This window comes from Wolbachia endosymbiont (group B) of Ischnura elegans, assembly GCF_947251585.1.
Taxonomy (GTDB): Bacteria; Pseudomonadota; Alphaproteobacteria; order Rickettsiales; family Anaplasmataceae; genus Wolbachia.
The window spans coordinates 1,454,769-1,477,921 of record NZ_OX366371.1 but is presented as its reverse complement, the minus strand read 5'-3'; the positions used below and the strand labels follow the sequence as shown (position 1 = coordinate 1,477,921).

20 protein-coding genes and 3 pseudogenes are annotated in these 23,153 nt (G+C 32.9%); 17 read left to right on the top strand and 6 right to left on the bottom strand.

Annotated elements, in window-relative coordinates:
* Positions 1–91: 91 nt before the first annotated feature.
* Positions 92–502, bottom strand: a complete 411-nt coding sequence (locus OPR58_RS07575; protein WP_010406912.1) for a zinc-ribbon domain-containing protein — start codon at positions 500–502, stop codon at positions 92–94.
* A 38-nt stretch (positions 503–540) separates the two neighbouring features.
* Here OPR58_RS07575 and dapD point away from each other — a divergent pair, with 38 nt between their 5' ends.
* On the top strand, positions 541–1,374 hold the full coding sequence (dapD, locus tag OPR58_RS07570) for a 2,3,4,5-tetrahydropyridine-2,6-dicarboxylate N-succinyltransferase (RefSeq protein ID WP_265022380.1): 834 nt from the start codon (positions 541–543) through the stop codon (positions 1,372–1,374).
* On the opposite strand, the gene OPR58_RS07565 is transcribed toward dapD, so the two are convergent.
* Entirely contained in the window at positions 1,375–1,656 is a 282-nt protein-coding gene (locus tag OPR58_RS07565) for a DUF2610 domain-containing protein (protein ID WP_010406917.1), read from the bottom strand.
* Positions 1,657–2,028, bottom strand: a complete 372-nt coding sequence (locus OPR58_RS07560) for a hypothetical protein (protein WP_265022379.1) — start codon at positions 2,026–2,028, stop codon at positions 1,657–1,659.
* Between the two features lie 95 nt (positions 2,029–2,123).
* On the opposite strand from OPR58_RS07560, the gene OPR58_RS07555 reads away from it, so the two are divergent.
* The gene (locus OPR58_RS07555; protein WP_064085330.1) at positions 2,124–3,152 is read left to right on the top strand and encodes a class I SAM-dependent methyltransferase; all 1,029 of its coding nucleotides are present in this window, start codon (positions 2,124–2,126) and stop codon (positions 3,150–3,152) included.
* 115 nt (positions 3,153–3,267) lie between these two features.
* A complete protein-coding gene (locus OPR58_RS07550) occupies positions 3,268–4,734 on the top strand; it encodes an IS4 family transposase (RefSeq protein WP_265023151.1) in 1,467 nt (488 codons plus the stop codon).
* On the opposite strand, the pseudogene OPR58_RS07545 reads toward OPR58_RS07550, so the two are convergent.
* Positions 4,732–5,010 (bottom strand): annotated as a pseudogene (locus OPR58_RS07545) (IS110 family transposase); the annotation flags it as partial. The gene OPR58_RS07550 and the pseudogene OPR58_RS07545 sit on opposite strands and share 3 nt — an antisense overlap.
* Before the next feature lie 112 nt (positions 5,011–5,122).
* Between OPR58_RS07545 and OPR58_RS07540 the strand changes: the two are divergent.
* Together OPR58_RS07540 and OPR58_RS07535 are read left to right on the top strand one after the other, a co-directional pair.
* Entirely contained in the window at positions 5,123–6,082 is a 960-nt protein-coding gene (locus OPR58_RS07540) for an IS5 family transposase (RefSeq protein ID WP_265022212.1), read from the top strand.
* A gap of 85 nt (positions 6,083–6,167) precedes the next feature.
* Positions 6,168–6,359, top strand: a pseudogene (locus OPR58_RS07535) (patatin-like phospholipase family protein); the annotation flags it as partial.
* A gap of 201 nt (positions 6,360–6,560) precedes the next feature.
* Here OPR58_RS07535 and OPR58_RS07530 read toward each other — a convergent pair.
* Positions 6,561–6,713: a hypothetical protein gene (locus tag OPR58_RS07530; RefSeq protein WP_174516912.1), complete on the bottom strand. Its 153-nt coding sequence runs from the start codon at positions 6,711–6,713 to the stop codon at positions 6,561–6,563.
* 517 nt (positions 6,714–7,230) lie between these two features.
* On the opposite strand from OPR58_RS07530, the gene OPR58_RS07525 reads away from it, so the two are divergent.
* The 12 genes from OPR58_RS07525 (at position 7,231) to OPR58_RS11305 (ending at position 22,336) form a co-directional block, all read left to right on the top strand.
* Positions 7,231–9,831, top strand: coding sequence for an ankyrin repeat domain-containing protein (locus OPR58_RS07525; protein WP_265022377.1), 2,601 nt, complete (start codon positions 7,231–7,233; stop codon positions 9,829–9,831).
* Positions 9,832–9,952: 121 nt separating this feature from the next.
* On the top strand, positions 9,953–10,702 hold the full coding sequence (locus OPR58_RS07520; protein WP_265022376.1) for an NTP transferase domain-containing protein: 750 nt from the start codon (positions 9,953–9,955) through the stop codon (positions 10,700–10,702).
* 125 nt (positions 10,703–10,827) lie between these two features.
* On the top strand, positions 10,828–11,781 hold the full coding sequence (locus OPR58_RS07515) for an NAD-dependent epimerase/dehydratase family protein (protein ID WP_265022375.1): 954 nt from the start codon (positions 10,828–10,830) through the stop codon (positions 11,779–11,781).
* Entirely contained in the window at positions 11,738–14,065 is a 2,328-nt protein-coding gene (locus OPR58_RS07510; protein WP_265022374.1) for a glycosyltransferase, read from the top strand. The genes OPR58_RS07515 and OPR58_RS07510 overlap by 44 nt, the downstream gene beginning before the upstream one ends.
* Positions 14,026–15,702, top strand: a complete 1,677-nt coding sequence (locus OPR58_RS07505) for a WG repeat-containing protein (RefSeq protein ID WP_265022373.1) — start codon at positions 14,026–14,028, stop codon at positions 15,700–15,702. The genes OPR58_RS07510 and OPR58_RS07505 overlap by 40 nt, the downstream gene beginning before the upstream one ends.
* A gap of 4 nt (positions 15,703–15,706) precedes the next feature.
* A complete protein-coding gene (locus OPR58_RS07500; protein WP_319803921.1) occupies positions 15,707–16,696 on the top strand; it encodes a phytanoyl-CoA dioxygenase family protein in 990 nt (329 codons plus the stop codon).
* A complete protein-coding gene (locus OPR58_RS07495; RefSeq protein ID WP_253303154.1) occupies positions 16,697–18,472 on the top strand; it encodes an ABC transporter ATP-binding protein in 1,776 nt (591 codons plus the stop codon).
* A 1-nt stretch (position 18,473) separates the two neighbouring features.
* Complete coding sequence (locus tag OPR58_RS07490; RefSeq protein WP_006280069.1) at positions 18,474–19,523, top strand: threonine aldolase family protein; 1,050 nt, start codon at positions 18,474–18,476, stop codon at positions 19,521–19,523.
* Positions 19,520–20,572 (top strand): threonine aldolase family protein, encoded by a 1,053-nt coding sequence (locus tag OPR58_RS07485; RefSeq protein WP_006280070.1) that lies wholly within the window; start codon positions 19,520–19,522, stop codon positions 20,570–20,572. The genes OPR58_RS07490 and OPR58_RS07485 overlap by 4 nt, the downstream gene beginning before the upstream one ends.
* Positions 20,573–20,699: 127 nt before the next feature.
* The gene (locus OPR58_RS07480; RefSeq protein ID WP_265022372.1) at positions 20,700–21,833 is read left to right on the top strand and encodes an MFS transporter; all 1,134 of its coding nucleotides are present in this window, start codon (positions 20,700–20,702) and stop codon (positions 21,831–21,833) included.
* Positions 21,834–21,911: 78 nt separating this feature from the next.
* On the top strand, positions 21,912–22,160 hold the full coding sequence (locus OPR58_RS07475) for a DUF6444 domain-containing protein (RefSeq protein ID WP_265022268.1): 249 nt from the start codon (positions 21,912–21,914) through the stop codon (positions 22,158–22,160).
* Positions 22,160–22,336: an IS66 family transposase zinc-finger binding domain-containing protein gene (locus OPR58_RS11305; protein ID WP_406846499.1), complete on the top strand. Its 177-nt coding sequence runs from the start codon at positions 22,160–22,162 to the stop codon at positions 22,334–22,336. The genes OPR58_RS07475 and OPR58_RS11305 overlap by 1 nt, the downstream gene beginning before the upstream one ends.
* 70 nt (positions 22,337–22,406) lie before the next feature.
* Here OPR58_RS11305 and OPR58_RS07465 read toward each other — a convergent pair.
* Positions 22,407–22,988, bottom strand: a pseudogene (locus OPR58_RS07465) (transposase); the annotation flags it as partial.
* Between the last annotated feature and the right edge of the window lie 165 nt (positions 22,989–23,153).

The window sequence follows — 23,153 nt, the reverse complement described above, 5'->3', positions numbered from 1 at the left end:
TAGGGCGTCATGAAAGTAGCTGAAATTGGAATGACACTATCATAAAGGAATAAGTGTAGTTATTTGCATAACATTGATGACTTATGCCTATTTAATTAGATCTAAAATTAGATAGAAAAAGGTAATCTTGATAAAACTCATTTACAACAAGTTCTCTCGCACTTGAATTTTCCGTTTGCACTTTTTTGTATCCTAATTTATGGCTTATTGAATCTTTATATGCACTAACTGCTTTATATATCTTACTTACCTCTCCTGGAAAGATACCACCAACAATTATAACGCATAACCCTGCAACTGTTGCAAAAGCTAGAGTTAAACTTTGCCTCCAGTTAGCTTTTTTTTCTTGTATACCAGCAGGACACAATTCACTTGACATTTCTTTTAGATACTCATGCCACATGTGATTGCAGTTTGTACATTTCACTTTTCTTCCAGATTCACCTATTTGCCCACGAGATACTAAGTAAGTTTTAGTACAATTATGACATTGTATTTTCATAGTGCTTACGTATAAAATAATATAAATTTGATATCAATATGTATATAATAAATGAAAAATTTGCAACTAAAAAATTACAAGATGAGATAGAAAATATTTGGAAAGATAAAGAAAAACTTAACCTAAAACACGAAGCAAGATTAATAATCAAAGAGGTAATTGAGTTACTTGACAGTGGTAAAATTAGAGTAGCAGAAAAGCTATCAAGTGGAGAATGGATAGTACATAAGTGGATAAAGCAGTCAATATTATTACATTTCCTCACTGAGGAAAGCAAAATAATAGACAACACCAATTGCTGGTTTGACAAAATCGGTAGTAAGTTTAGTGAATGGAATGAAGAAAAATTTTACCATTCAAAAATTAGAGCAGTTCCTGGGTGTTTTGTCCGCCAATCTGCTTACATAGGTAAAAATGTTGTTCTAATGCCAAGCTTTATCAACGTTGGTGCATACATTGATTCTGGCACAATGATAGACACTTGGTCAACAGTTGGTAGTTGTGCACAAATAGGGAAAAACTGCCATATTTCCGGTGGAGTGGGAATAGGCGGAGTTCTTGAGCCCATTCAAGCTTCTCCAGTCATTATAGAAGATAATTGCTTCATTGGAGCGCGTAGTGAGGTAGCCGAAGGTGTTATAATAAGAGAAGGATCAGTCCTTGGCATGGGTGTGTTTATTGGAGCATCAACAAAAATTATTGACAGAGAAACAAGCAAGGTATTTTATGGTGAAGTACCACCTTACTCTGTAGTTGTACCAGGATCTACTCCACCTAAAAATAACATTTCAACCTATTGTGCAGTTATAGTAAAAAAAGTGGACGAGAAGACGAGATCAAAAACTTCTATAAATGAAATATTGAGAACCTAACTACTTGCAGTCATTTTTTTTATCATTATTACTAACTACAGTAATAGCATATGCACATAATTCTGAGAAAGAGATTCCATTTTCTTTAGATAACTTATATAATTTTTGCAGACTTTCTTTGACTCTATTAGGTATGTTTCCTCCACGCTCCTTTGCAAGCCAGGAATCTTGATAGTGAATTGGATGAGTATCACTCTTTGGATCTCCTATGTATATTGCAAAAGGTGAACTTTGCCCTTTGAAATCACACTGTACAGTAAATTTTTTTATAGACTCAACCATTTAAAGACCTCTGCTTTTCTTTTTAACCGATTTTATAGAAGGTACAAGAGGTGGTTTTTTGATAAAATCTTGCCTATTGAAAACACTTTCTTCCCCTTCTAAAGCTCTGCGAATATCAGCTCTGCTCAATTGTGACTCTTTTGCTAACCTCATTCCATGCTTTACCATAATATTAGCATATGCTAACACTTTTTTTACTAACTCTAGGTCACCATTCAGCATTTTAACTAATGCTTGAAATACCTCCGCTAAAGTTAATCCATCAGCACCTACAACCTTATTTTCTACAAAATTGATAGCTTCTTTAAATTTATATTCAATACCATCATCTTGAGGTATAAGGGTAACATAATCCGTATCTTGACTATTCATAACCAAAGCACTATCGCCTTTAAACTTATATTATATATATAAATACTCCACTATTTTATAGTATGGCACGCTATAGTTAAACATTTATTAATAATATGCTTACTTATATACACGAATTAATTGATAAAAGCCAAGGATCAATATCCATCAGTAATTTTATGAATGCTGCTCTATATCATAAAGAGTACGGCTATTACATGAATAAATTACCACTTGGCAAAGATGGTGACTTCATTACTGCACCTGAAATTAGTCAGCTATTTGGTGAAACAATTGCAGTGTGGATAATGAATACATGGGAAAAATTAGGAAAGCCATCAAAATTTTCTCTAGTTGAACTTGGGCCAGGTAAAGGAACACTCATTCATGATGTAATAAGAGTCACCAAAAAATATAGCTGTTTTTTTAGCTCAATGGACATTCATCTAGTTGAGATAAGCCCTATTTTACAGAAAATACAAAAGGAAAAATTAAAGGGATTAGATATTAATTGGCACACAGATGTCGACAACTTACCAAATCAGCCAACTATTTTTTTTGCAAATGAGTTCTTTGATGCTCTTCCAATTGATCAGTTTGTTTATCGTGATGGGCAGTGGTATGAAAATAGAGTAATAAAACAAGATGATGGCAGTCTTTCATTGTCACTCCAGTGCTTAACCAGACCAAAAACTGGATTCCAGACTGGAATGACAGGGGGTTTCAATGGTGCAGTAGTGGAAGTATGCCTAGCCGGAATCGAAATATTAAAGAAACTTGAGAATAAGATAGTCAATAACGGAGGAGCTGCCCTGATTATAGATTATGGTTATGTATATCCTTCATACAAGAGCACTTTGCAATCGATAAGGCAGCATCAGTATGCTAATTTTCTTGAAAATATTGGTAACAGTGATATTACTGCACTTGTAAACTTTCAAGCGTTAAAAGATTCATTAAAATACTTAAATTGTGAGATTTTAACTCAAAGAGAATTTTTATATTTGTTTGGTATAAAGGAAAGAGCGCAAGCTTTAATGGAAAATGCAAGTAATGAACAGAAGAATAAGATCTTCAGTGAATTTTTAAGGTTAACTGAAAATATGGGTACTCTCTTTAAGGTAATGCTGATTCACCATTTGTAGTCTTGTGTAGTTCTTATGCTTACTATTACCCATAAGTATATAAATGGTAAAAAGCTGCTATTTTACTAATTCAATTTAGTACTATAAATAGACCTATGGTCTAAAAATGAAATATATGATGAAAGGAAGTATAAATACCTCAACTAGTGAATGGGCAGAAAGTGAATTTGGGATTGTTAATTTTGGCGATATAAGATTAAGTAAAAGGCTTTTAAAAGTAGTTAATAGTTTTGCTGAATCGCCTGAATGTTCAATAAATCAAGCTTGTAAAGATTGGTATCAAAGTAAAGCAGCTTATAGATTTTTTCAAAATGATGCCATTTCTGAAAGAAAGATATTAGACAGTCATATAGTTAAAACTGTTGAAAGAGCTAAAGAATATTCAACTATTTTAGCTATCCAAGACACGAGTTATATTTCATATAAAAATCATAAAAAGGCCAAAGGATTAGGGATTATAGCAGCAAGATTAAGATCTGAAACAACCAATTTTAAAACCCATGGATTAGTGATGCATACAACATTTGCAGTTACAACAGAAGGACTACCTATAGGATTATTAGATCAAAAAATTAGTACTAGACCTCCCTTAGCTGAAGACCTAAGAGAGTTGAAAAGGAGAAGCCATAACACTGCTGTTCCTATAGAAGAGAAAGAAAGCATACGGTGGATAGCATCACTAAAAGACTCTACTAATCACCCTGGATTAAAGGATGTTAAGGTAGTTACCGTTTGCGATAGAGAAGGAGATATTTATGATTTATTTGAAGTTGCTTCCACTAATCAATCTCTTTTTGTAGTAAGAGGAAATCAAAACAGAACAGTAAACAAGAGATCAACTTATTCTGAAAAAGGTGGTGAAAAGTTGTGGGATTTGATGAATCGTATGCCTTGCCAAGGAGAAATTCAAATAAGTATTCCTACCCGTGATAATAGGCCTAAAAGAACAGCAGTGTTAGAAGTAAAGTTTAGTAACTTTGTGATGAATGCATCAAAAAACAACGCTAGACGTAAGACTCAAAAACTTCCTAATTTAAATTTGAATGCTGTCTATGTTATAGAAAAGTATTCCCCATTTGGCGAAGAACCTATGAACTGGATCTTATTGACAAATATAAGTGTTAATAATTTTGAAGAAGCAGTAGAAAAAATACAATGGTATTGCTTAAGGTGGAGAATAGAGGTCTTTCATAAAATTTTGAAATCCGGTCTTAAAGTTGAAGAATGTAGACTCCAAACAGCAGATAGATTGATCCGCTTTCTTACAATAATGAGTATAATTGCATGGAGAATATTTTTTATTACATTAGTAGCTAGAACAAATCCCAATCTTCCTTGTACTATCATACTGACTGATGAGGAGTGGAAGGTTTTGTATACAAAAATGCTAAAAACAAAAAACTATCCTGAAGCCCCACCACCCATAAGAAAAATCGTGAGGTGGGTAGCTCAATTGGGAGGGTTTTTAGCTCGCAAAAATGACTTAGAACCAGGTCCTATAGCTTTGTGGAAGGGATGGAAACGTCTCTTTGATTTAGCAGAAGGATGGAGACTTGCTCATGAATCCTATATTTATGGGTAATAGTAAGGAATAGAAGGCACCAAGCGCAGACTTAGACCTTGAAGCAGACATCGCAGCTGTAAAAAGCTTTTCACGAACGTTGCTTCTGCCACCACTTATTCTGCGATAACCAATAGTTTTACCACTTTCTTTCGGATGAGGTTCAACTCCAGCAAGACTTGCAATTTCTCCCCTACTTACATAACCAAGTTCTGGCATTAGACACAGAAAATCTTGAGATAATTTTGCACCTATTCCTGGAACTGTTTTAAGGATTTTTTGGCGCTTTTGTAACTCTGGATGGCTTTGTTGCATAGCTAGTGTTGGTTGAGGTTATTGTAAGGAGAAAAGCTTATGGTTACTAACGCATTTTGTTGTAAAATAGGCATTTTTCAAACAAGTATAACTTATGCCACAAAAAATGAGAGTAAGTAACCAAAGAGAATATAATGAGTTTCTAAAAAAAAGAGGAAATGTTTTTCATTTTGTTAATCAAGCCATAGAAAATTGGTATGAAAATAGTCCAAAAGTTGCAGGTGGCAATAACACTTATAGTGATAAAGTTGTAATTTTAATACACATAATAGTTCATCTTTTTAGAATTGGCTTGAGACAAGCTGTAGGTTTTGTAAAAGGTTATATGGTACAAATAGGCAAAAAACTTAAGATTATCAGCTATACACAAGCTTCCAGAAGATTTAAAAAGCTTAATTTGAAGATTGATGACCATAGAAGCAATAAAGATGATCTGGAAAATGTTGAAATTGCCGTAGATAGCACTAGAGTTAGTATCTACAATAATAACGGTGGGCATAGTAAGCTTAATATTCGAAAAAGAAAATACAGTGGTTATGGTCAAGTAAGAAAATTACATGTTATTTTAAACATAAATGATAAGAAAGCAATAAGCATGAACTACACTAGTGGTGTTGCTGTAGACTATTTGCCGGTCTGCGATATGTTAGAAGAAGTCAGTGATAAATATAACATTTGTTCTATTCGAGCAGATGCGGCTTATGATATAAAAAGTGTGTATAAAGAATGCAGAAAATACAATATTGTGCCTATTATTCGCCCTAGGAAGGATACTAAAATTTGTTTAGCTGACTACTTATCAGAAAGAAACAAGTATATTAGTAGAATTAGGTCATATGAGAATTATGAAGATGGTATTAATGAATGGAAGAAAAAAGTTAAGTATGGAGCACGGTCTTATATTGAAGTCTTTTTCTATAGGTTGAAGCAAATATTTGGGTTTGGCTTGAAAAATAAATCAGAGGTAAATCGTGAAAAAGAGCTGTTAATTAAGTGCTACTTACTGAACAAATTTACTGATATTGGTATGGCTAAATTTAAATTAGCTGCGTAAGTTCATTGTGATTTACATGCCTATCAGTGCTATGCAACAAAGCCATTCTGGATTGGATTGCGTTGATTATCAACTAGAACAAGTAGTTGATTATCAACTAGAACAAGTAATAGATGATAAATACATAAGAATACAATCGCAATTGAAAGTAGCATCGACTGAGATGGACAATATTACACTCAGAAATATCAAATTTCTTCAGCAAGAGGCAAGTAAAATGATAGAGGATAACCAGAAAGTGATAGACAAATTCTGCAAGCAAAATCGAAAACTATAACTGAGCTAGAAAAACAAAATAAGCGAGTTTCTAGTATCTACTTTAATAAATTTACTAAAATATTTTTTTAATATTATATATTGAATACAGAAGCACAAGAATTTCATCCAGTAATGCAGATAATTAATTATGTAATCACCTTTGTTGGTATTTTAATATATTGTGTAGAAATCAGTAAACTAATGTTGCTTTTAATTCAGGTTAAGTTTTGGAAGCATGATTTTCAAGTTCCTCAATAGATAAATCTGTTATTTTAGAAATAGCATTAACAGAAACGTCCAACATAAGTAGATTATTTGCAACCTTTATTGACTCTGCTTTGTAAATCAGGAATGTTGCACCAAATGTTGACATTAAACTTTATGATATGAGGTATCTTTGATGTTTTTACGCTACTAAATTCATGATATCCATCTCTTGGCGATTTAAGCCTATTTTTAGAGTATTTATAAAAAGACGATAAGACCCCTTCTACATCTAAAGCCTAAAATGCAATTCTCAGATGATCTCTGACAGACGTTTTTTTCATCAACACATTCAAAACAATAAAAAGATTGAATATTTCTTCACAATTGTGTATAATTATTAATGCTTTGGTGCACGTAACGATTATTCTTTAAAAAGAATATTGGCTACTGAGAAGAATGAAGACATCTTCATCAGAAAAAAAAGGGGCAAAAACAGAGAAAATTGATGTAACTACTTAAGGCAGGTGTCTCTATTGCAGCTGAGACAGCTGATCACTCATGATCAAATAAAAAAGTTATAAGCACACAGATTGGATCACAGTATCTTTTTTAAGAAGAAGATTTATCTTGCTTAAAAACTTGTAGATACTATATTTTACATAAATTCTTCATGCGAGGCCTTTATGTTTACTAATAGAATATCTAATAATCTGGATCAGCTGCAATTTTTTGTAGAGTTTTTAAATGAAAACTATGAAACTCAGAAACATCTTAGTCTTACGCCGCTACATTTAGCAGCAGGAAATGGTCAGTTGGATTTAGTCAACACTTTATTAGGAGAGGGTTTAGATATTAACTCAGAGATTAAGTACGATGCCTTTACGCCACTGTATTTTTCAATTGCAAAAAATCGCTTAGAGATGGTTAACTTTCTTATTACTCATGGAGCAGATGTAAACCATAAGACCATTCTAGGCTTTACACCTTTAAGTTTTGCATCCCAGCAAGGATATTTAGATATAGTCAACACCTTGATTGCAAATGGAGCAGATCTTAGTACTAAAACAGATAAACTTAATACACCTTTACACCTAGCAGCAGAGAATGGTCATCTAGATATAGTAAATGTTTTTATTGAAAAGGGATTAGATGTTAATGCTGTAAATAATGATCGAGCAAGACCTTTGCATTCTGCAGTACAAAATGGTAACCTCGAAGTAGTTAAAGCTCTTATTTCACAAGGGTCTAATATTAACGCTGGATCTTCAGGCATAGGTAATCATAAAGTTGATGCAAACATTACACCCTTACATCTGGGAACACAAACTGGTAGGTTAGATATAGTTAAAGTTCTGCTTGAAGCGGGAGCAAACGTTAATGCAAAAACAGATGATAAGATTACACCTCTACATTTAGCGTCTCAAAATGGCTTTTTAGAGTTAGTAGACATTTTACTAAAAGCAAAATCTAATGTTAATGCTAAGGATTATGAGAATCTTACACCTCTACATTTAGCAGCAGAACGTAATCACTTTGGAGTAGTTAAGTCTCTTCTTCTCGTAAGGGGAATTGATGTTAATGCTAAGGACCACGATAATTCCACAGCTTTACATATAGGATCTCAGAATGGTCACTTAGAAGTAGTGAAGCTACTAATAGAGAAAAAAGCCAATGTTAATGCTAAAAAAAACGAAGGTTTTACACCTTTGCATCTAGCAATTCAGCAAAGTCATTTCGAGGTGAGTGATTTTTTAATTAAAAATGGAGCAAACATTAACACCGTGGATGATCAGAATTGGACTCCTTTACATAATGCAGCATATAATGGTTTTTCTTTAAAAATAGTAGAGAGCTTAATTGCAAAAGGAGCAAATATAAATGCAAAGATGGATGATGGTAGAAGAGCTCTACATTTGGCAGCAGAACATAATCGCTTGGAAATAATGAATTTCTTGATTGAAAATGGAGCAGATATTAATGCTCTAGATAACAGAAGTTGGACTCCTCTACATTGTGCAGCATATGATGGTAATTTAGAAGTTGCTAAATCTTTGCTTGATAAAGGAGCAGACATTAATGCTAAAACAGTTAAAAGTACTACACCTCTACACTTTGCAGTAGACCATGATCATTTAGAGGTGGTTGAATTGCTCTTAGAAAAGGAAGCAGATATTAATGCTTTAGATCACACAAATTGGACTCCTTTACATTTTGCAGCAGAAAAAGGTTATGATCAGATAGCAACCGTTCTATTGAAACATGGTGCTGATGTAAATGTAAAAGAAAATCAAAATAAAGGCACAGCCCTACATCTTGCAGCTCAATATGGTCATCCTAAGGTAGTTAAAACTCTTATTATAAATGGAGCGGATGTTAATGCAAAAATGGATAAAAATGCTACGCCTTTACACTTAGGGGCACAAATTGGTAATTTAGATATAGTTAGGTCTCTACTTATGAGCGGAGCATACTTTAATGCTAGAGCTGAAGGAGGTAGATATGTTTTACCATTACACTTTGCAGAAAGAAGAGGAAACCCAGAAGTTATAAAATTACTAAAATTGACTGAGAAGTTATTTAAGGCTATAGAAGATAATAATTATTTAGGAATTGAGAGTTCCATTAGAGATGGAGCAATCATTGATTCGAAAAACGTGGATGGAAGAACGCCATTACATTATGCTGTTAATAATGGGCACATAAAAGTTGTAAATATCTTGCTAGCAAATGGAGCTGATGCTACTAAAGTTACTAACAAAGGTAATACACCATTACACACTGCTGCTTCCAAAGGTCATAAAGAAATTATTGAAGCTTTGTTACAACGTGTAAGCCACAATAAATTGAGTGATTTTATTAATGCTAAAACAATAGTTAAAGGCACTACATCGTTGCATGTTGCTACTGAAAATAGCTTTTTCGAAGCTGTAAAATCTTTGTTGAAACATGGTGCAATTTATAACATCAAGAATAAAGAAGGTAAAGCACCACTTGATCTTTCTCGAGACCAAAATATTACTAACCTATTGAAATTAGTAGAAGAGCTGTTTGAGAATGCAAAAAATGGTAATGTTGAAATTATCAGTAAGCTGAAAGCAATAAAACCTGATGAGCGCGTAGCTGTAACAAATGCTCGTAATGATCAAGACAAGTCATTAGTCCAGGTTGCAGTAATCAATAAACACTCAAACCTTGCAAGTAGATTATTAGAAATATTAAAAAGTCCAGATCAGAGTTTACAAGATGTCAGCGTAGAAAATCGAGTAAAGAGTTTAAAGTTATAGCTCTCTTAAATGAAACTCTAATGAGGGTGCCAAGATCTAGAAAATATACAAAAATTACAGTGGGATTTACATCTTACTAATTATGAATTAACTTACTACCTAATCAATTCCTGAGTTATGTATGAGTAACATTTTGATAATATTAGCAGCAGGAAAGAGCAGTAGAATGAATTCTGAATATTCAAAAGCGTTGCACCAAGTGGGAAATCTTACTCTTTTAGAACATATAATTTCTAATGCAAAATTGCTGAGTCTAAAAAGCTTATCAATTGTTGTTAACAACTCCCTTCTAAAAGATTTAGAAAACTTTGATACCCTAAAAAGTATAATCGATCAATACAATATAAAACTAATAATTCAAGAAGATATTACAGGTACTGGCACTGCAGTTAAAATTGCTCTAGAAAATCTGGAGGAGTTATCTGATCAAGACATAGTTTTAATACAGTATGGAGACACTCCCTTTATATCTAGTGATACAGTTATGAAAATGACTGATTGTTTAAAGTATAATAATTTAGTTCTTCTTGGATTCAATAGTCAAGATGAACAATATGGAAGATTAGTAATTGATAATTACGGCAATGTTCAAAAAATCCTAAAAAATGGAGATAAAATGCTTCTTGCAAACTCTGGAATAATAGCTTCATATGCTAAAGATCTCTTTACCTTAGTAAAAGAAATAAAATTTAATAATTCGACCAATGAATATTGTCTTAATGATATAGTGCCCATTGCAGCAAACAATAACTTGAGTGTAGGTTATGTAGTTTCTGATGAAAGAGAAGCAATGGGAGTAAATAATAAGGAGGATTTGATTAAAGCCGAACACTATTTTCAAGAAAGAAGGCAGCCAACTTTTCTTTCATAACTACATTTTTTTTATTCATTAATTTAAGTTGACATTTGTTTTATACTGGTTTTATAATACCCTTTAATTCTTACTTGTAAGATAATTGGTATGACAAATTTTCCTAGTTGTAGTAGAGGGTATACATGGGGATATTAATAACAGGTGCTGCAGGTTTGATAGGGTCAACCTTGGTGAAAAAGTTAGAAAACCAAGGCCATGAAGTAATAAGCTGCGATATTAGGTTTCGCGATAATCCACTCAGTTTTTTTTCAGAAGATATAGTACCACTACTTGCTCAGTGTACAGGAATCATTCATCTGGCTGCAATTTCTAGAGTTATACATGGTGAACTTTATCCTACACTGTGTCAAAAAATTAATGTTGATGGTACAATGCGGTTTTTAGGGTTATGTAAGTCACTTCCAAATAAACCATGGTTTATATATGCAAGTAGTAGGGAAGTCTATGGAGAGCAGAAGGAACTGCCAGTTACAGAATCTGCTAGTATCGATCCAATAAATAATTATGCAAAAGGTAAAGCATTTATTGAGGAACAAATAACAAGTTCAAAAGATTTTAATGTAGCAATATTACGCTTTTCAAATGTATACGGTGGTTTACTAGATCATAACAGTAGAGTAATTCCTGCACTCTGTATTAATGCATTAAGAGGTGATCCAATTAAAATAGAAGGTAAAGAATGTGTTTTTGATTTTACCTATTTGGATGATGTTATAGAGGGTATATGCTTAACTGTTAAATATTTACAAAGCGAAAAATCTTCTCTTCCTGCTATTCATCTTACTACTAATAGCCCATGTACTTTAGAAAACTTAGCAAAAACAATATTAAAAGTCACGAAAAGTGATTCTAGAATTGATTTTTATCCTCCAAGAAATTTTGATGTAACTAAGTTCCATGGTGACTTTACTAGAGCTAAAGAGCTACTTGGTTGGTCTCCAAAACATTCATTAGAAGTAGGATTAAGTAAATTTATAAAAAGTCTACAAAACAATACACAAGAACATCCTAACAATATAGATATGGTAATATATGAAAATATTAAAAGTTATTCATGGTTACCCTCCTTATTATAGTGCTGGTTCAGAGGTTTATAGCCAAACTCTTGCTCATGAACTAGCAAATAACAATGAGGTACAAGTATTTACTAGGTATGAAAATAGCTTTTTACCTGATTTTTATTACACTACAGTCCTAGATAGTAGTGACTCTCGAATCTTACTGCATTTAATTAATATACCCACAGCTAAATATCGTTACAAATTTATCAATGAAGAAGTAGATATACAATTTAAAAGAGTAATAGATAACTTTCAGCCAGATCTTATACATTTTGGTCATCTTAATCATCTATCAATTACTTTACCAGAAATTGCTTTTAAAGAAAATATACCTACAATTTTTACGCTACATGACTTTTGGTTAATGTGTCCAAGAGGAAGGTTTATTCAACGCAATTCTGAAGATTTGTTACGGCTTTGTGATGGACAAAAGGATCAAAAATGTGCAACTCAATGTTACAAAGGATATTTTACAGGAGATGAAGAATTCCTGAATTTAGACATAAATTATTGGGAACAATGGGTTGCAACTAGAATGAAGCACACAAGGAAAATAATAGACTATATAGATTACTTTATTTCCCCATCGAAATTCTTGATGGATAAATTTACTCAGGATTTTTATGTTCCGATAAACAAAATTTCTTATCTTGATTATGGTTTTGATCTCAATCGTCTTAAGAATAGAAATAGAGCACAAGAAAAAGAGTTTATTTTCGGTTATATTGGTACTCATACTCCCGAAAAAGGTGTTAATCTATTATTGAAAGCTTTTTCTCACTTATCATCTAAAGCAAAACTTAGAATTTGGGGAGCAGCAAGAGAAGAAACTAAAGCTTTAAAAGCGATTGCCGATCAGTTTTCACCTGTTGTTAAAGAAAGAATAGAGTGGATGGGAAGTTATGATAATAAGAATATAGTTACTGACGTATTTAATAAAGTTGATGCAATAGTCGTTCCTTCAATTTGGGGTGAAAATTCACCATTAGTAATACATGAAGCACAGCAACTTAGAATACCAGTTATAACAGCCGATTATGGTGGTATGGCAGAATATGTAAGAGATGGACTATTATTTAAGCACAGAGATGCAAGTAGTTTGTCAGAAAAAATGCAAGTCCTATCTACAAATCAGGAGTTATACAATAAACTTACCCAAAAAGGCTATCCTTATACTGAAAATGGGAATATACCTTCTATGAGTGAGCATATTGAGAAACTTAACAAGATTTACCGTAATGCTATTGAAAAGAAAGGCAAATCAGTAGCTTTGAAACCTGGTCCTTGGAGAATTACTTTTGATACTAATCCAGATTACTGCAATTTTGCTTGTATAATGTGCGAATGTTTCTCACCATACAGCAAAGTTAAAGAAGATAAGAAAGCCAAAGGAATAAAACCTAAGATACTGTCGATAGAAACTATCAGAAAAGTAATTAAGGAAGCAGCTGGCACACCTTTAAGGGAAATCATTCCTTCTACTATGGGTGAGCCTTTAATGTATAAAAGCTTTGATGAAATAATCAATTTGTGCCATGAGTTCGGCCTTAAGCTTAACCTCACAACCAATGGTTCTTTTCCCATTAAAGGAGCTAGAAAATGGGCTGAACTATTGGTACCAATTTTATCTGATGTTAAGATTTCCTGGAATGGGGCAACTAAAGAAACTCATGAAAGAATCATGAAAGGTTCAAAATGGGAAGTAGTGACAGAAAATTTAAAAACTTTCCTTGAAGTTAGAGATAAATACTTTAGCGATACAGGTGAAAGGTGTACCGTTACTTTACAATTAACATTTTTGGAAAGTAATTTACATGAACTCTATGACATAGTTAAGATGGCCATAAAAAATGGCATAGATAGAGTTAAAGGACATCATCTTTGGGCACATTTTGAGGAAATTAAGGATCTATCTATGAGAAGAGATGAGTTAGCAATTAGTAGATGGAATACAGAGGTGAGAAGGTTATATGAGCTTAGAGATAATATGCTATTACCAAATGGTAAAAAGATAAAATTAGAAAATTTCACAATCCTTTCTCAAGAAGGTATTAAGGATTTGGCTCCAGGTGGTCAATGCCCATTTTTAGGTAAAGAAGCATGGATAAACAATGAAGGAAAGTTTAGTCCTTGCTGTGCTCCAGATGAACTCCGTAAGACATTAGGAAATTTTGGTAATGTTAATGAGGTTAAACTCGAGGAAATATGGCAGAGTAGTGAGTACCTAAGCTTACAAAAGAATTATTTAAATTATAAATTATGCAAAACATGCAACATGAGAAAACCTTTGATCAATTAATCAAAGATAATCTTAAATCTATTAAAATTTCACCGTGTGAGAGGTTTCACGAGTTGCTAGGAAATCCTTTGTATGAAAATAGGTTTATAAAGGTTGGTAAATTTCATGAGCCTGGTCTTGCACCGGTTTATGATCAGACAGGTGCTTATCATATCAATGTAAGAGGAGAAGCAGTTTATCATAATAGATTTCTGAAAACTTTTGGATTCTACTTTAATAGAGCAGCCGTAGAAGATGATACAGGGTGTTACCATATTGATCCATCTGGATGTAGAGTATACAAACAGTCTTATCAATGGATTGGAAATTATCAGGAAGATGCTTGTGTAGTTAGAAGACATGATAAATGTTTTCATATTAATTTAAATGGCAACAGAATTTATCAGGAGGAATATGATTATGTTGGAGATTTTAAGGATGGTATCTCTGTAGTCTATAAGGATGGCAAAGCTACACATATTAATCATCATGGAAAGTTAGTACATAATAAATGGTATAAAAAACTTAATGTTTTTCATAAAGGGTATTCTATTGCAGAAGATCAACATGGTTGGTTTCATATAGATATTAATGGTGATCCTGTTTACCAGCAGAGATTTAAAATGGTAGAAGCATTCTATAATGGCATGGCAAAGGTTGAAACTTTTGAAGGTGTGTTAGGACAAATCAATATTACCGGAAATGTAAAGTTTAGTATTTTTGATTTAGGTAAAGAATCTCAAGTGCATAGGATTTCTGCAGAACTTTCAGCCTTTTGGAAAACTTACCTAACAAGCGTTGCTATTGAACTTGATTTGTTAAATATTTTACCTGCAACTATGCCAGTTTTATCTAAAAAGTTAAACATTATCGTACCAAATCTAGAAAGGCTGTTAAGGGCGTTGTGGGAAATAGGGTTTATTGATTACGATAAGGACAAGGACTTATGGCAACTATCATCAAAAGGTAAGTGTTTTAAGGAAATACCATTTTTGCCAAAAGCAGCAACGATGTGGGCAAGAGTTGCCGCTGAAAAGAATTGGTTAAAGATTGCCGATATACTAAAACAGAAGTCCATCTCTTCATTTGAATCTTTTAAGGAAAGAGAAGCATCAGAAGATAAGAAAATAGCGTTTTACCAAGCATTGCTAGGATATTCTAGGTTTGATACTAAAGAGTTTAATTCTAGGATTAATATAGATGGTGCTAAGAATATATTGCTATTTGGTGTACACTCTTTATTTCTTGCTTGTTCTGATATACACAATAAAGGTTCTATAGGCCTATATAACGAACATAAAGTACCAAGACAGTTAGTAGAAAATTTAAAAGTCAAACTTATAACTCAGGAAGAACTATCAGTTACAAATTATGAATTAGGTGTCTTTTGCCGCTTTCTGCAGCATTATGATGATGATAAAGTATTATCTTATTTAAAATTGGTCAAAGGAATATCTCGTATTTTATTGATAGAAACTATTTTAGATTACCGCTCTCCAACTGGAGGCTCTGTAGATATTAATGTAATGGTTGAAACAGGAGGTAAACTAAGAACATTAAGCGATTGGGAAAAAATATTAAAACAAGTAAAAGGATTCAAAATTTTTGCTGTTGTGCCTTTAACAGATTACTTATCAGTCATTGATGTCAGGTATTAATCATATGGAAATACTACAAAAAAATGGTTTTTTTATTATCAAAAATCTGGTTCCTTTAAAGCTAATAACTCAGTCTTTAAGTGATATAACAAATAAGATATCAGAGCTATCCCAAGAACTAAGTGTTTCAACTTCTGACTACTTAAACTGTACCGGCAGATGGGGCACGTCATCTCAAGTAACTAGAATTATCTCTCAAGCATTAGATGAAATTATTAAAAATTACCTTGAAAAGTCACTTCAGTGTCAGATACTGCAGAAAAAATCAAATGTTATATGTAAAACTGCTGATTTAATAGATGCAGTTCCCTTCCACCAAGACATCTCCTATAGTTTCAATGATCCTTACCACTTTTCTGTTTGGTTAGCTTTGAATAATGTAAGTGAAACTTCAGGTGCACTGCAAATTATAGAAAACAGTCATAAATGGGAAATACAGCCTTTAGTTGATTTTTGGTACCCATATTTTTTTGATCAGTACTCAAACAATCGGGAAAATTACAAAATTAAGTCACTACCTATTTCAGCAGGAGATGGGATAGTTTTTGATTCACGGTTATGGCATGGTAGTGATAAGAATACAGATGCTAAAGATAGATTTGCTTATGTAACAAGGTGGATTGTAAAAGATCAAGATCTTCCCTATGTGCCAAAACCTCAGCCTTCAGTTTTTGGTATACTCAATTGTGGTGAGTTAACAGAATCTGTACTGAGAGAATGCTTGTCATTGTTTGGCTACCAGGAAAGTGTAAAAGCAAAAAACATGGAAGAACTTATCAAGAGCTGGTTAGCCTTTATTACAGACACAACTACAAATATTTCTGAGATCGACACTACTGAGGCTAAGCGAGATTTATATAAGCTACTTATTCTGAATCGAGCATCAGCACTACATGATGCTGGAGACATCTCAGGAAAAATATACAAAAATTTATGGTTTTCACTACTTGTATTTCTCAATAAAAAAGTCAACGTAGTGGAGCTAGCATTATAAATGAACAGAAGTAGAGTTGATAGCTTCAAATGTGTATTGATGTTCATCTTGAATATAGTATCTAAATTCAAACTTAATGTACTTATAATGTCTTTAGTTGCCCTGGTGGTAGCTGTTGATTTGTCTTTTAGAAAGTATTTAGTAAAAAATATTCTAGATACAGCTGTAAAATATCAGGAAGGTAATGTAATTGAGAATCTTTTATTACCTGTAAGCGCTTATCTTGGTATGGCATTACTTATCACTACTGCTTTTAGATTCTATGGCTATTTTGTTGACATTCGAATGTTTACCTTAATGCGTCAAAAGATAGCTGATATATCTTTTTGTAGACTACTCCAACAAGACCATTCCTATTATCAGAACAATTTATCTGGAAGCTTAGTACATAAGGTCAGTAGCTTAATGGATAGTGTGATAGAGTTAATAAGATTGCTTATAGATTGTTTTTTCGGTTACAGCATAGCATTAGTCTTAGCTATTTATACCTTATCATTAGTAAACATAAAATTTGCAATCGCTACATTCACTTGGGTAAGCATTTTTATTTTAGTATCGATTTTCAGCTTTCGTGTACTTACTGAACTAGCTGATAATTACTCTAAACAAAATTCACAAGTAATAGCTAGTATAGCAGATAGTATTTTAAATGTTATATCAGTAAGGCTATTTTCTCAGCAAGCACATGAGAGACACAAATTTTTTCAAATATGCAAGAAAAGAACTATTGCAGAGAGAAAATTACAATGGGCATACTTTTGTCTTTGGTTTATATATGGCTATTCATTTGATATACTCCAAGCAGTAAACTTGTACTTTTTAATTTATGACTATCAATTGAACAAGATCGCAATAGGAGATATAGCTCTTGTACTTGGAATTAATATATCGATTATAGAGTTTCTTAACCATCTAACTAGGAATCTTACGCAATTTTCTACTCATTTCGGCAAAGTTTCAGATGCATTGCCAATCTTAACTACCGTACCAGAAATTCAAGATAAGAAAAATGCTAAAGAATTAAATTTATTAAGTGGAAAAATAACGTTTAATAATGTTTCTTTTTCTTATGAAGGTCAGGAGTCATTATTTCAAGATTTCTCAGTTACCATTAATCCTTGCGAAAAAGTAGGTCTAGTTGGTTGTTCTGGAGGTGGTAAATCTACTTTTATAAACTTAATCCTAAGGCTATTTGATGTTAAAAAAGGTAATATACAGATTGATAATCAAATAGTATCAGAAGTTACACAGAGTTCTTTGAGGCAACAAATATCTGTAATACCTCAAGACCCATTGTTATTTCATGATACTATTTTAGCAAACATCATATATGGTAGACTTCAATCTACTATCGAAGAAATAATGAGAGCTGCAAAGCTGGCTGGTATTCACGATTTCATTATGACTCTACCAGATCAATATGGAACTACAGTCGGAGAAAAAGGCATCAAGCTATCTGGAGGAGAAAGACAAAGAATAATAATAGCCAGGGCATTTTTAAAAAACGCTCCAATATTATTTCTCGATGAACCAACTAGTCAGTTAGATTCTATAACAGAAAAAACAATTCAAATGAGTTTATTCAAATTGATGAAAAATAAAACTACGATTACTATAGCACACCGTATTTCTACACTTTTACACATGGACCGAATTCTAGTATTTAACAAAGGAAAAATTGTCCAAGATGGTAAACACGCTGAATTAGTTTCTAAGCAAGGTCTTTACAAGGAACTTTGGAATGCTCAAATTGGTTGTTTGAATGGCAAAAAATAAGATGGAAAAAATTATTGATCTGAGAAGTGACACTACAACTCTGCAGAGCTCCAACGTTATACATGCAATAAGTAATGCAACTGTTGGAGATTTTGCTTATGGTGAAGACAAAAGCTGTAATGACTTATCAGAATATTGCAAACAATTATTCAAAGTAGAAGAAGCATTATTTGCAACCAGCGGTATGCTTGCAAATAGATTAGCCATTGCCAGTCAAACAAGTCCTGGTGATGAACTAATAACTCATTATAATTATCACGTTAATTTTTTCGATAGCGCAGGCAATGCAAAAGTAAATAATATCGTATTTAATTGTATTAGAAATAATAGCGGAATCTTAGATGTTGCTGAAGTAGAATATGCTATTAATTCTAAGCCAAGGTACAAAATTTTTGCTCAGGTGAGTCTTGTTTCTATAGAAAATAGTATAAACGGGTTTAATGGTAAAATTTATCCTTTTGAAAAACAAGTCGAGTTATATCACTTTTTAAAAGCTCACAATGTAAATCTTCATTTAGACGGTGCAAGAATATTTAATGCTCATGTCGAAACAAATATTGCTTTAGCAGATTATGCTAAATATGTGGATACAATGAGCTTTTCTTTTACCAAAGGACTTGGAGCTCCTTTTGGTTCAATGCTTATGGGTAAAAGAGAGATAATTGAAAGGGCTAAAAAGCTACAGGTTTGGCTAGGTAGTGGTTATCATCAGATAGGGTATTGTGCTAATGCAGCAAAGTATGTACTACAGAACAATATTTCTAGGCTTAAAGAAGACAATAAACTCGCCAAACTGTTTGCAGACAAGATTAAGGAAATTCCACACATAAAACTGGTACTACCTTATCCAGAAACTAATATAGTAAGCTTTAGTATAAAAGCACTAAATGTAACTAATGAGGTTTTCTTGAGTAAGTGCCAAGCTTATGGTTTATTGCTTTTTCCTTGGCTCGAGTCTCATATAAGAGCAGTTACCCATCTTGGCACAAAGGAAACAGACATCATGAAAGCTGCTGAAATTATAAAGGAGGTTGTGTTAAATTTAATATGAGAGTAAAAATAGATTTCTTTAGCGATTCAAACACTGACCCTTCAGCTAAAATGAGGGAAGCGATGGCTAAAGCAAAAGTTGGAAACGAAGCTGCATGTGAAGATCCAACTGTGAACGAATTAGTGGCAACCGCATGTAAAATATTAGGTAAACCTGCAGGAATCTTTTTGATTTCAGGAACGATGTCCAATGTAATTGCTTATAAAGTACACATTCAAAGACCTGGTGATTACTTGCTGCTTGATGAAACTTCACATCCACTCATAGTACAATCTGGCTTGATCGCAGCCCAGGCACATGCTACTCCTTTGCCCATCAAAGGTACAAGAGGAATATTTACTGGAGAACAAATTGTTGAGTTTATTACTCGTCCTAGTTTAAGAAATATTCCGAGAGTTGGGCTTGTTTCTATTGAACAAACGACAAATTTTGGTGGTGGAGCTGTGTGGCCTTTAGAATATATTCAAGAGATCTCAAGTCTCTGCAAAGAGAATGACGTATTCACTCATTTAGATGGAGCAAGACTGTTCAACGCTTGTGCTCATACTAAAATATCTCCAAAGGAGTATGCAAGTTATTTTGATTCGGTATTCATTGATTTTAGTAAAGGATTAGGTGCTCCAATGGGCGCAATATTGCTTGGAAGTGAAGATTTTATTGAAAAAGCTTGGTACTATAAGTTTCAAATTGGCGGAGGTATGCACCAAGCTGGCATTATTTCAGCTGCATGTTTATATGCTCTACGTAATAATGTAAATTCTTTAGAAGAAGATCATAAAAAAATGCAGCACCTTATAGAAGGCCTAGACTCCATAGATCAAGTTATAATTGATATCGACCTGTATAAAACTAATATAGCGTATTTTTCATTACGTACTAATTGTATATCTACTCAAGAATTAATAAACGTACTAATGACAAATTATGGAATTAGAATGGCTAACATCAAAGGTAAAATCAGAGCTATAACACATAGAGATATAAGCTATGAAGATATTAATACTACTGTATCTGCTATAAGAAAGATACTAAGTAATTTTCTGCACTAATTGTTTGCAAACTTCTTGTCAAACAATATTATACCAATATAGTATTATGCTAGCATCTGCATAGAGCTATTTGGGAATAGGTGTGAACTTTGTCTTCTTTCAATATTTACTATTCTTCTGTGGATATATGCTGCTTTATTTATCAAGACAAAGTATACCAATTGCTCTACCACTGTTAATAGATACTGACCATGTAAAATTAAGCTATTTTTTTGCCTGCTTTTCTTTTTTTTATGGAGTATCAAAATTTGTTAATGGAATAATCATGGACTCCAAAAATAATCCATTATTTATGTTTGGGCTATGCAATATTGCAACTGGATTATTAACCATTGGTATAACTTTATCATATAATAATCTAACTTTATTACTGTTAACATTAATATTATTAGCTTGGACACAAGGGTTAGGTTGGCCAGCTATTACCAAGTTTATGGTTACAAACTCTAGCATCTCTTCAATTGCATCATCATGGGGAGTTATGAGCGCATCTCAGCAACTTGGTTCTTGTATTACTTTAATTGTATTACCAAGTATAATTAAAATATATAATGCAAAAAGTGCATTTTTGTACTCTGGTTTCTTATGCTTACTTTTTGGAATTTATATAATATTAAAGGCATATTACAAAGAAAGTGCCAACTTTACTACCTATTATAAGGTGCAGAAATCTCAAATAGGTATCAAGGTAACAAGTTCCATATGGTTTCTATGTTGTGCTACTTTTTGTGCTTATATTATAAAAATGGGAATCTTCTTTTGGTTTCCTATAATTTTAAAGAATAAATTACAAATTTCTCTTGTACAATCCTCACTAATAACAGGCGTATATGATTTAGGTGGAATCCTTGGAACTTTAATAACAGGAAGAATTAGTGATATGTACTTCTTTCAAAATAGAAGCTTGCTGGCATCACTTTATATGTTGGGTATAGCACTCACTTTTATTGCAATGAACTTTGGTCAAAACATAATTCTTATGAACCTTGGTGCAATCTTATCAGGATTCTTTATATTTGGAGTGCAAGTACTGACAGGTGTTATAGCTGTAGAAATTGCTCCACAAAATAATGTATGTGCAATTGTAAGCTTAACAGGATTATTTGGGTATATTGCAAGTTCAATATTTTCATGCGTGCTCTTAGGAGTACTTGTTAAGCACTGTGGTAACAGTATTATGTTTTCATTTTTTTCCATTTGCTCTGTTGTTGCACTCGTTTGCTTTTCCATACTATCAAGCAAAGATCTAAAAAAACTGTAACCGTTCACGGAGATAAGGTGGTTTACAAAGTAAGTATAAAAGTGTAAAGAGATAGGAAGCTAAATATGGAATGGGTAAATGACAACAGTGCTGCAAGAAAAGGTTGTAGCAGAAAACGCTAATCTCAAGGAAGAAATAAAAGCACTGATCAGAGAAAATGATAGCTTGAAAGCAAAAATAGTTGAATTAGAAGACAAATTGGGCTTAAATTCGCAAAATTCTCATCGCTGCCACCATCACGAGATATATATCGTAAGAAAGCAAAAAAGAAAAGTGATAAAAAACCAGGAGGTCAGCCAGGACATAAGGTGCATAAGCGTGAATTAATGGCTGCAGACGAGGTAGTGAGATGCACAATTGATACAATTTGTATGTGTGGAGGTAAGATTACTTTAGAAGATGAAATTATTCATCAGAAGGCAGAGTTGCCAGAAATTAAGCCAATTGTAACTGAGTACAGGTTGCAAAGAGGACATTGTAGCAGTTGTGTTAAAAGTCAATAGAAAAATTGATGTAGCTGTGAATAAGTACTTAAAATTTGTGTGGGCGTACTTATTCACAGCTATGCTATTGCTATATAGAAGCAGTTTTAGGGCTATACTCCTCAGTAAACAGTCTACCGTCTCTTACTAAAGAGTTAGCAAGGATAAGTAATTTTCTCATTGCAGCAGTAGAGGTAACTTTATATGGTTTTTTATATTGATTGTATAGCCTATCAAAGAAGATTTTTATATAAGAATTGTACCTTTGCGCACTAAGAATGCACATATGTAAAACCTTTCTAATTTGTGATCTACCACCCTGAATACACCTTTTTCCCTTACTAAAACCACTATCTCGATTAAAAGGTGCAACTCCGGAAAGGCTGGATATTTCTTTATGTTGGAGAGTTCCAAGCTCGGGTAGATAACAAATAAAAGTAATAGCTGTTATTGCACCTACACCAGGTATACTAGTTATTGACATGTACTTTTTTTTAAGCTCTTGATTTTTATCGACTAATTCCATTACCTCATCTTCTAAGACTTGAATTTGATTTTGTAAAACTGCAAGTAGCTCTTCCATTTGTTTGATTATAGATAAATCGGTTACTTGATGAGCTTGGGTTTTTTGTATTTTTGCTATTTCTACTAGTTGATTCCTGCGAGATAATTTGTAACCGTTCACGCAATGGCGTCAACTTAAGAGCCTTCATTAGCAGACTCTCCTAAAGACATGATGGCGTTTAGGCTTATCAACTTTGTCCATTCACGGTATAAGAAAGTAGTTTACAAAAATTGCATAATTAGTATAAAAAACAATAAACTAGATAGATGAGGG